8 protein-coding genes are annotated in these 9,634 nt (G+C 67.0%); 2 read left to right on the top strand and 6 right to left on the bottom strand.

The genetic code is table 11. The features are described from left to right. Positions 1-98 precede the first annotated feature (98 nt). Positions 99-680 carry a TetR/AcrR family transcriptional regulator gene (locus AC0662_RS27580; protein ID WP_478304204.1) on the top strand — a complete coding sequence of 194 codons (582 nt, stop codon included), beginning with the start codon at positions 99-101 and terminating at the stop codon, positions 678-680. A gap of 191 nt (positions 681-871) precedes the next feature. Here the strand turns inward: AC0662_RS27580 and AC0662_RS27575 are convergent, their stop codons facing one another. After that, positions 872-4,180 (bottom strand): S8 family peptidase, encoded by a 3,309-nt coding sequence (locus AC0662_RS27575; protein ID WP_478304202.1) that lies wholly within the window; start codon positions 4,178-4,180, stop codon positions 872-874. An 83-nt stretch (positions 4,181-4,263) separates the two neighbouring features. Here AC0662_RS27575 and AC0662_RS27570 point away from each other — a divergent pair, with 83 nt between their 5' ends. Then, complete coding sequence (locus AC0662_RS27570; protein ID WP_478304200.1) at positions 4,264-5,211, top strand: LysR family transcriptional regulator; 948 nt, start codon at positions 4,264-4,266, stop codon at positions 5,209-5,211. Between the two features lie 150 nt (positions 5,212-5,361). On the opposite strand, the gene AC0662_RS27565 is transcribed toward AC0662_RS27570, so the two are convergent. The 5 genes from AC0662_RS27565 to AC0662_RS27545 are packed head-to-tail and all read right to left on the bottom strand — an operon-like array spanning position 5,362 to position 9,516. Beyond that, positions 5,362-6,012 carry a TetR/AcrR family transcriptional regulator gene (locus AC0662_RS27565; protein ID WP_452195477.1) on the bottom strand — a complete coding sequence of 217 codons (651 nt, stop codon included), beginning with the start codon at positions 6,010-6,012 and terminating at the stop codon, positions 5,362-5,364. A gap of 13 nt (positions 6,013-6,025) precedes the next feature. Beyond that, positions 6,026-6,742 (bottom strand): SDR family oxidoreductase, encoded by a 717-nt coding sequence (locus AC0662_RS27560; RefSeq protein ID WP_478304198.1) that lies wholly within the window; start codon positions 6,740-6,742, stop codon positions 6,026-6,028. A 23-nt stretch (positions 6,743-6,765) separates the two neighbouring features. Then, positions 6,766-7,572, bottom strand: a complete 807-nt coding sequence (locus AC0662_RS27555; protein ID WP_478304196.1) for a hypothetical protein — start codon at positions 7,570-7,572, stop codon at positions 6,766-6,768. A 37-nt stretch (positions 7,573-7,609) separates the two neighbouring features. Further along, positions 7,610-8,464 carry an alpha/beta fold hydrolase gene (locus tag AC0662_RS27550; RefSeq protein WP_478304194.1) on the bottom strand — a complete coding sequence of 285 codons (855 nt, stop codon included), beginning with the start codon at positions 8,462-8,464 and terminating at the stop codon, positions 7,610-7,612. A gap of 56 nt (positions 8,465-8,520) precedes the next feature. Further along, positions 8,521-9,516, bottom strand: coding sequence for an NADP-dependent oxidoreductase (locus AC0662_RS27545; RefSeq protein WP_452195484.1), 996 nt, complete (start codon positions 9,514-9,516; stop codon positions 8,521-8,523). Positions 9,517-9,634: the final 118 nt, after the last annotated feature.

The following is a 9,634-nucleotide window of genomic DNA, read 5'->3' as shown; positions in this document are numbered from 1 at the left end:
CCACAAACACGGCTGACACATGACAACCACACCCAGCTCCCCTGGGCCTCCCGATCCTACGAATGACCGAATCAACCCAAGAAGAAAGGTATGGACATATGCGAGCCGACGCCAGGAAGAACTACGACCGCCTGCTCGCGGTGGGGCACGACGTCGTGACCGAACAAGGCGCTGAGGCGTCGCTGCGCGACGTCGCCCGCAGAGCAGGCGTCGGGCTCGGCACGCTGTACCGTCACTTCCCGACACGAGAGGCGCTCCTCGAAGCCTTGCTCCGCACCACTGTCGACGAGCTGACGGCACAAGCAGCCGACCGCGAAACGTCGAGCACACCCGAGGACGCCCTCATTTCCTGGCTCCGCGACAGCGTCGCGCTCACCCACAAGTATCGGGGTGTCGCGCCGCTGCTGTCGGCAGCCATGGAGGACACGGAGTCCGCACTCAATGCGTCGTGCGTCGCTCTGCACGATGCAGGCACGCGGGCCCTCGAACGCGCTCACGAGGCGGGCAAGGCGCGGGACGACATCGACGGCACCGACCTGTTCGCGCTGGTCGCGGCACTTGCGTGGCTCTACGATCAGCCCTCGTTCGCGCACCGCGCCGATCACCTCCTCGGTGTCATCTCGGGTGCGGTCCTGACCGGCCAAGCGAGCAATGGCGTCAGTCCAATGGGCTCATCATGACCCCAGGGCAACTCGAACGGACCAGCCGAGGCCGGGACAATTTCGGTTGCGGCCGGTTCGCCACGCCTCGGTTGCTTGTACCGCCGAACCTCCACGGATCTGAGCTGAGATAAGCGCGTCAGCCCTGGGCGCCTCGCGGCGAAGGTGTGGTCGCCTTCACCGCGAGGAACCGTGTGTTGTGGGATGGGGGTCTAACGCAGGTTGTAGGCGCGGATCACTGTGTAGTCGGTCGTGCCGCCGTCGGCGCGTTCCGCGGTGGCGTGGAAGGACACCGAGCCCTTGGCGGGGTGGCGCAGGGATGCGAGCCAGGTGTCGGTGCCGGTCCGGATCAGCGTGACGGGTTGCCAGGTGGCGCCCTCGTCGTACGAGACCGAGACGGTGATCTTGCGGGTTGCCGATGGCGTCGACCCCGGCTGAGTCTTCAGGCTGATCGGCACCAGGTACGGCGTACCTCCTCGCATACTGTTGGCGAGGTCAACGGTTGGGGTGAAGGCGAACGACGACAGCGGCAGGTACGTCCACTTGTCGGTCCCGACCTGGGAGGACTTGAACGTCCACGAGCCACTGACCTTCGTCGACGCGTTGAACCCGGTTGTCCGGTTGACGTCGTACTCCAACCGGTACGGCGTTTCCTCGGGCGGCACCGGTCCGCTGGCGTCGTAGAAGTATGTCGGGATCTCGGCCAGTTTCACGCCGTTCTGGTAGAAGCCGACGCGCCCGCTGTCGAGCAACGAGTATCCCGTGTGACCGGAGTCGTCACCGAACGGCGGCACGTTGAGCAAGATCGTGTTGCCTACCCGGGCGACGTACGTGCGCGCGTTGAACTTCGGTCCGGCCGGTCCACGCTGCCAGTCGACCGTGTAGTGACGACCTGGCTGCCAGGTGGCGCCGTCGTACCAGAACTGGGTCTGGCTACCGCCGCTGATGTCCCAGCGGTGGTTCCAGGTCACGTCTTTCGCGGTGTAGTAGACGGTCCGGATGCCCGGTACGTCGTACTGGATCGCCGCCGAGATCGCACCGCCACCCTCTGCCGGGAAGCCCCAGTTGTGCATGAAGCCCGTTTGCTTGACGGGCCAGACGCTGTGGTTGCGGGTGGTCACCGTTGCCAGCTCGCTCTGGCGGACGGTGTGCTGGTAATTCGTGAGGAAGTGTCCACGGACGAAGTCGACGATGTCGTACTCGTACGGCGAGTTGTAGAACGTCCCGTCCGCTGTCGGCTCGGCCCAGCGGCTCGTGACGTCCGTGACCAGGGTGCCTTCGTCCGCCGTGACCTCGTCGCCCAGGTCCGCTGTGAACAGCTTGCTGAAGTCAGGGCCGGTGATGCGCGCGTCGATCGCGCCGCCGCGTGGCAGCACGCGATACGCACCGACCGAGGCCAGTTTGGTCCGGGCGGAGGCCTTCGGCACCGTCACCGAAACGGGCGTGCCCTTGCGGGCGTCGAGTTCGACCACACCGTCATCGGAGTGACCGACAGTGAGGTTCGGCTGCACCAGCAGGGTGGAGCTGCCGTCCGGACTGACCACCGACGCCTGCACGTGGTACCGGCCCGGCCGCAGCTTGGCGGTGACCGTCCCGGATGCGTTGTACGGGAACTTGAAGACGTCGAGGTCGAGCCCGGTCGCCCAGATCGCGTAGTCGCTCGACGGTGCGCCGGTCCGGTCGGTCACCTTGAAGGTGACGGTCCGTTCCTCGTGCCCCTTGCTGATCGTCAACGGCACCCGCACCGACAACCCGTCGGCGTTGGTTGCGGTCAGCGCTCCCGAGAACGTGCCGGTTGCCGACGGCACCCGCGTGTCACCGGTCAGTACGGCGTCCGCCGTACCGCCGGCCGGTACGACGAGCTGTGCCGGACTGACTGTGAACAATCCAGCCGGAGCGGGAGCGTTGTCCGGACCGGTCCCCGTGGTCGACAGGTCGAGCGTCACCGGAGAGGTGCCGTCGTTGCGGTAGGTCACTGTCTTGGTGACAGGGGTGTCGTCGTCGGCCGGCCACGGCTGCGAGCCGAGTGCGAGGCTGGAAACGCTCGGCAGGACGGCCTGCCGGACCGCACGGGCGACGTCGACCCGGCCGGCGCCTTGCTCGAAGACGGTCAATGAAGGGTTCGGCTTGGCTGCGGCAGTCAGCGCCGTCTTCAGTTGGGTAGCAGTCCACTGTGGATGCTGCTGCTCGAGCAGGGCTGCCGCGCCGGCCACATGCGGCGTGGCCATCGACGTGCCATTGAGTTGGGTGTACCCGGGAGCGTACTGCGGATAGTCGGAGCCCTTCGCAAGCGCGGCGACGATGCCGACGCCGGGTGCGGTGATGTCCGGCTTGATCGCGCCGTCGTCTCGCGGGCCGCGGTTCGAGAAGTCCGCGAGGTTGTCCTGCTTGTCGACCGCTCCGACCGCCAGTGCCGCGTCGGCGGTGGCCGGCGACGACACGCCGCCGGTGGCGCCGTTGTTGCCTGCGGCAATGACGAAGAGGGCGCCGGTCTGTGCGGTCAGCCGGTTGACGGCTTCCTCGAGGACGTCGATGCCGGGCGAGTCGGTGCCGCCGAGGCTCATGTTGATGACCTTGGCCTTGGATGCGGCCCACGCCATGCCGGCCAGGATCGCCGACTCGGCGCAGCTCCTGGTGCTGCAGACCTTCCCGATCAGCAGCTTCGCGCCGGGCGCGACACCCTTGTACTTGCCGCCCGACTCCGCGCCGCTGCCCACGACGGTGGAGGCGACGTGGGTGCCATGGCCGACGTTGTCCTCGGTGTCGGCGGCGTCGCTGAAGTTCTGTTCCTCGAGGATCTTGCCGGCGAGGTCGGGGTGGGTGTCGTCGATGCCGGTGTCCAGAACGGCGACGGTCACACCGGTTCCGTCGTACCCGGCGGCCCACGCGGCCGGTGCGCCGATCTGCGGGACGCTCTGGTCGAGCGACACTTCACGCTTGCCGTCGAGCCACACCCGGGCGATGCCTGGAGCGGTGGTGCGCTTCGTCGCGCTGCCGGCGGTGACGTCGGTCCAGAAGTCGCGGGCCTTGGCCTTGCCGACCTTGATCGCGGCGGCGCGGAGAGCGGGCAGGCTCTCGGTGACGCGAGCTGCCCGCAGCTTCGGCGGAGTGGTCGCGCCGTACGAGACGATCGTCGGCAGCTCGGCGACGTGGGCGTCGTCATACCCGGCCTGGACCAGTCCGGTGACGTCGAAGAGCCGCAGGTCGACCTGGTTGCTCGAGACGAGGCGCAGGGCGTCGTTCGGTACGACGTACTGATGGCCATCCTGCTGGTGCTGGGTGAAGCCGAGCTGGTCGCGGCCGGGGGCGGGGGCGGGATCGAGCGAGATCCTGTTGCCGTCGACAAAGACCCGGTCACCGGTCAGCAGTGTGACCCAGCTCCCGGTCGGAATCTGATTCTGGGACTTGGACTTCCCGACGGTCCAGCCGGCGGGCTGCGGTTGGCCGGTGGCGGTCAGGGGAAGTGCCAGGAGGGCGGTGCTCAGCGCGAGACCGATCAGGCGCCGGGACAGTCGAGACATAAGTTTCCTTCCTGATATGTCAGGAAAAGTCTGAGATTCGGACACCCCTCCCGGGTACTCCGATCTGGCCATAACATCGCGTTATGGATCTGGAGATCCGTCACCTGCGACTCGTCGCCGCGATCGCCGAGACGGGCAGTATCAGCCGCGCCTCGGTGCGGCTCGGCCAGAGTCAGCCGGCTGTGACCGGACAGTTACAGCGGATCGAACGCCTGCTGGGCGGACCGCTGTTCCTCCGCGACGGAAGCGGTGCCCGGCCGACGGCGCTGGGCACGATGGTGACGTCACATGCGCAGAGCATGATCACCCTGCATGACGACCTGCTCCGGGACGTACGCCGGCGCGAGGCCGACGCAGACCTCACCAGCCTGCGCCTCGGTGCGACGGCCGGACCGCTGGCGGCCGCACTTGTGACCGTGACGCGGCAGCTGCTTCCGGATACGGAGGTCTCGCTGCACCTCTGCGACTCCGACGAGGAACTGCTCGAACTGCTCGCCGAGGCCCGGCTGGAAGTCGGGCTCACCGTCGACTACCCAGGGTACGAGCTCGGACTGCCGGACGGGTTGAGCGAAACTGTGCTGCACGTCGAGCCGGTGTTCGTCGTGCTGTCGAAGGACCACGCGCTCGCGGTCGAGTCCGAGATCCCGCTCGCCGCCCTGGCCGCCGAGCACTGGCTGCCCGGCGATGGGAAGGACAAGCGGATGCGCGCGATGTTCCGTGAGGCCTGCCGCCGGGCCGGCTTCACACCGCGCCGCATCCAGCGAACCAACGCCAGTGTCGTGTTCTCGCTGATCAGCCAGGGCCACGGCGTCTCACTGTGCCGAGCTGTCACGGTCGAGCGGGAGAACGCCGTCGTACGCCCACTCGCCGGCGACCCCATGTGGGCTCGCGAACGCCTCGTCTGGGCAACCGCCGCCCCGGTCGCCGATCACGTGCCGTCAATACGGGATGCGCTCCTGGCCGCCTACCAGCAGCAGGCCGACTCGATATCGGCGTACAAGGCGTGGCGCACCAACCGCAGGCTCCCCTAGTCGCCGAGCATCGCCGGACTGGGTGTCATTGGGAACGTTCGGTGGATGGTCGGGGAGTTGTACGCCGTCGTACAGGTCGGGGAGGTCGGTGCGCTCGGCGGCGTCGAGTCGGTGAGGTTGAGGCGGGCCGTCGGTGCCGGCGTCCGGGATTCAGGCCGGCAGCAGGACCTGGACCTGGTCTTTGATCTCCTTCACGATGTCGGCGATGGGGTTGGCGAGGTTGATGGTCGCGGCCATGCTGACGAACATGATCGCGGAGACGATGTGGGCGAGTGTCGCGGCGTCGTCTGCGCTGATGCGTTGGTCTCGTCGTAGTACGTCGCTGATCGCTTTCTCGGTCTGGACGGTCAGTCCGAGTGCGTCGCGATGGTGGGGTTCGGCGGGGTCGCCGAAGACGATCTCTCGCAAGTAGGTGCGCCCGTTGTCGATCTGTTTTCGGTTGCATTCGACGACGGGGCGGATGATCGCCATCACCGCGTCGAGCATGTCGGGAATGTCCTCGGCAGCCGTCTTTCCTTGGGCGAGCGCTTCTGCGTACGTCGAGTTCTGCACGAGCAGCAGGAGTTCGCCCTTGGTCTTGGCGTAGAGGAAGAGCGTGCCGGCTCCGATGTCGGCCTTGTCTGCGATCTCCTGGGTAGTGACCTCGTCGACGCCGCGCTCGGCAAACAAATCCCGGGCTGCGGCGGTGATGCGCTCGAGCTTCTCTTGCTTGTTCCGCTCGCGACGTCCGACTCGGTGGGAGGCCAATGGCATGGCTGCCGTCCTTTTCTGCTGTGTGGGCTCGAAGGCGCCGGCGTTCATTCTTCCACGGCGACTAGGGAGCCGTCGTGGTGGTGACCTCCGGATAGAGCGCCTCGACAGGACCGCTCAGACCGGCCTTGACGTGGGCGGTCAGCGCGTCGCCGATGACCTCGTACGCACCGGCCGCGACGGCGTCGTACACCAGGGTCACGAGTTCGGCAGGTTGCAGCTTGGGCCCGTCCGCGTGGGCAGCCATGCGGGTCTCGACGTACCCCATGTGCACGCCCGTCACGTGGACGCCATGGGGAGCGAGCTCGAGCCGTAGCGAGTTGGTGGCCGACCAGAGCGCGGCCTTGCTGGCGCTGTAGGCGCCGCCGAACCCGTACCAGCTCGCAACTGAATGCACGTCCACGAGAACGGACTGCGGCTTGGCTGTGAGGACGGGCGCGAACGCGCGGGCGAGGAAGACGGGTCCGAAGAAGTTGGTCTCCATGTTCGCCCGGATGTCGGTCTCGGTCACCTCCAGCAGGCTTGCGCTCGGCGGGAGGGCGCCCGCGTTGTTGATGAGCGCCGTCACGTCCGGCGCCGCGGCCACGGCGGCGGCGATGGACTCGGCGTCGGTGATGTCGAGGGTGAAAGGGACGATGCGCTCGTCGTCCCAGGTCTGCGGAGTGCGGGCGGTGGCGTAGACCTTCGCCGCGCCGCGCGCGAGAGCTCGGTGGACGACTTCGGTTCCGATGCCGCCATTGGCCCCGGTGACCAGGACGACTGCTCCGTTGAGGGAAGGCATGTTCAGGTTCTTTCTGTTGGGAGCTATTGCTCGTAATGCGGCAGGATCGTGCCGTTCTCGACGTACGTGAGGGCGGCGTCGACGTCGTACGCGTGGATCGCGGAGGCGAGCAGCGCCAGCTGGTTGGACAGTTCCTCGATCACGGGGCCGGTGAAGAAGGCATCGCGTGCTCCGACGTCGGTGAACCCGACGATGAGCGAGGCGTGGAACTGCTGGTCGTGGGGGTTGTCGTGGGCAACGTTCGGCGTGTCCCAGAGCTTCTCGATCCAGGGCAGGAACGTCTGCGTACGAAGCTCCTTGAGCACTCCGGTGCCGGCGAGCGCGGGAACGAGCTGCTCCTTGATGACCTTCCGGAACTCGCCGGCGCCGACCCCGTCTCTGCGCCGGAGGTAGACCATGGCACGGGCACCGACAGTCTCTCCTGGGCCCGCGACGTCATACCAGCGCGACGAGTTCGGCGTACCGGTGTAGAGGAGCGTGCGGCGGAACACGTTGATCTCGTCCTTGTAGGCCAGCTGCGTCTGCTTGCGCCCGAGCAGGGGTGAGAGCGCGGAGTGGAAGGTGACTTCCGCGACGCCGTCGATCTTGCGGTCGGCGGGGATCGAGGTCTCGACCCCGTCGGTGACCGGCCACCGGCCGGGGTTGTCCTCGGCCAGGTGGATCTGCCGGTACTCCTCCAAACCGGGCGTGGCAGAGATGATCTTCGAGTGCGGGCCCTTCCAATAGTCCATGCCGGTCTGGCGAGGCTGGTCGGTACGCACCCAGAGTGGGATGGACGAGGACAGGTGCTTGTGCACACGTAGTTGCGCGGCGGACGGTGACGTACTCATGATGTTGCCCTTCTTCTCCTGGTTCGGTCGTGGGCGGTCATCGGGAGAGGAACTCGACCGCGACCGGGGCGAACTTGTCGTGGTACTGGAAGATGCCGCCGTGGCCGGAGTTGGGGTAGATGACGAGCTCGGAGCCTTTGATGCGGCGGTGCAGGTCTTCGGAGAGGATCGAGGGCACCATGCGGTCGTTGTCGCCGTTGGCGATCAGAGTGGGCTGGGTGATCGTCGAGAGGTCGGCGGGGGCGGAGCGCCCCCACTTCTTGATCGCCTTGAGCTGCGTCTGGAACCCCCTCAGCGCCATCGGCGCGTCGCGGTTCGTGGTGCGCTCCTCGAGGCGCTTCACGAACGCGCGGGCGGCCGGCTTACCTGTGGCGTTGCGGTTGAAGAACAGGAACTCCTTCGGGTCCGACCGGGTCAGGGTCGCCCGCAGGATGTCGTAGTACGTCGTGCCCGCGACCTTGTCGATGTCCTTGCCGCCCGCGGGGCCGGTGCCGGTGAGGACGAGCTTGCGGACCAAGCCCGGGTGCTTCACGACGAGGGCCTGGGCGACCATGCCGCCGAGGGAGAACGAGAAGATGTCGATCTTGTCGAACCCGAGTGCGGTGATGAAGGCGTAGGCGTCGTCGGCCATCGCCTCGACGCTGTCGGGAACGCGGCCGGTGGAGGCGCCGACGCCGCGCTGGTCGAAGGCGATGACGTGGTGCTCTGCGGCGATGGGGTCGATGATCCGGGGGTCCCAGTTGTCGAGGGTCGCGGCGAGGTGGACGAAGAAGACGACGGGGATCCCGCCCTTCGGCCCCAGCTCGCGATACGCGAACGTGACGCCGTTGGCGTCGATGGTGCGGGCAGGCGAGTCTTTGTAGGCGGTGATGACGTTGTCGTTCGTGTTCATGACGTTCTCCTGGTTCGTCTGGGTTGTTGCGGGTTGTTGCGGGTTGTTAGGGGTTGTTATGGCCGGCTGATGACGGCTTTGCCGCGGATGCCGCCCTTGTCGAGCGACTGCACTGCCTGCACGGTCTGATCGAAGTCGAACACCCGCCCGACGACGGGACGCAGTACGCCGCTGTCGACGAGCGCGCCGATCTGGCGAAGCTGGTCACCGCTGGCGCGCATGAAGAGGAACTCGTACGTCACGCCGAGCCGCCGGGCCTGACGGCGGATGCGGCTGCTGAGGGCGGACATGACCAGCCGGAGCACCGGGTTCGCGCCGAGTTCGCGGCCGAACGCCGGATCTGGCGGGCCGGCGATCCCGATCGCCTTGCCACCGGGGCGCAGTACCCGGAGCGATTTCTCGAGGTTCTTCCCGCCGAGGCTGTCCAGCACCAGGTCGTAGCCTTCGACGAGCTGTTCGAAGTCCTGGCTGCGGTAGTCGATGACGAAGTCCGCCCCGAGCTCACGCACGAAGTCGGCGTTGCCGGCACTGACCGTGGTGGCGACCGTGGCGCCGAGGTACTTGGCGAGTTGGATCGCGATCGTTCCGACGCCGCCGGCGCCGGCGTGGATGAGGACCCGTTGCCCGCGCTGCAGGTTGCCGCGCTCGACCAGTGCCTGCCACGCGGTCAAGGCCACCAGCGGCAGCGAGGCTGCTTCCTCGATGCTGATCGATACGGGCTTGAGCGCGAGGTCGGCCTCGGCGACCGCGATGCGCTCCGCGAACGTTCCGATCCGGTCCTTGTCGGGCCGGCCGTACACCTCGTCGCCGGGCCGGAATCCGTGCACCTTCGCGCCGACGCCGATCACCGTTCCGGCGACGTCGTTCCCGAGGATCTGAGGCAGCTTGTACGGCAGGATCTGCTTGAACTCGCCCGTCCGGATCTTCTCGTCGAGCAGGTTCAGCCCGGCGGCCTCGACCTGTACGAGCACGTCGTGCTCCCTGACCACAGGCTCGGGCACATCCGCTTGCTGCAGCGGCTCCTTGTACTGCGTGACGACGAACGCTCGCATGACGACTTTCCTTCGTTTCGATGGTTGATGCCCAACCAATTATCTGAGTTGACTCAATAATGAGCGCACTCAGTCAATCTGTCAAGGAGCCTCGAAGATGCGACCGGCCATGGAGGCG

The organism is Kribbella sp. NPDC043289, from assembly GCF_056436705.1.
The sequence above is the reverse complement of the archived record's forward strand: the minus strand, read 5'-3'. Positions and strand labels throughout refer to the sequence as shown.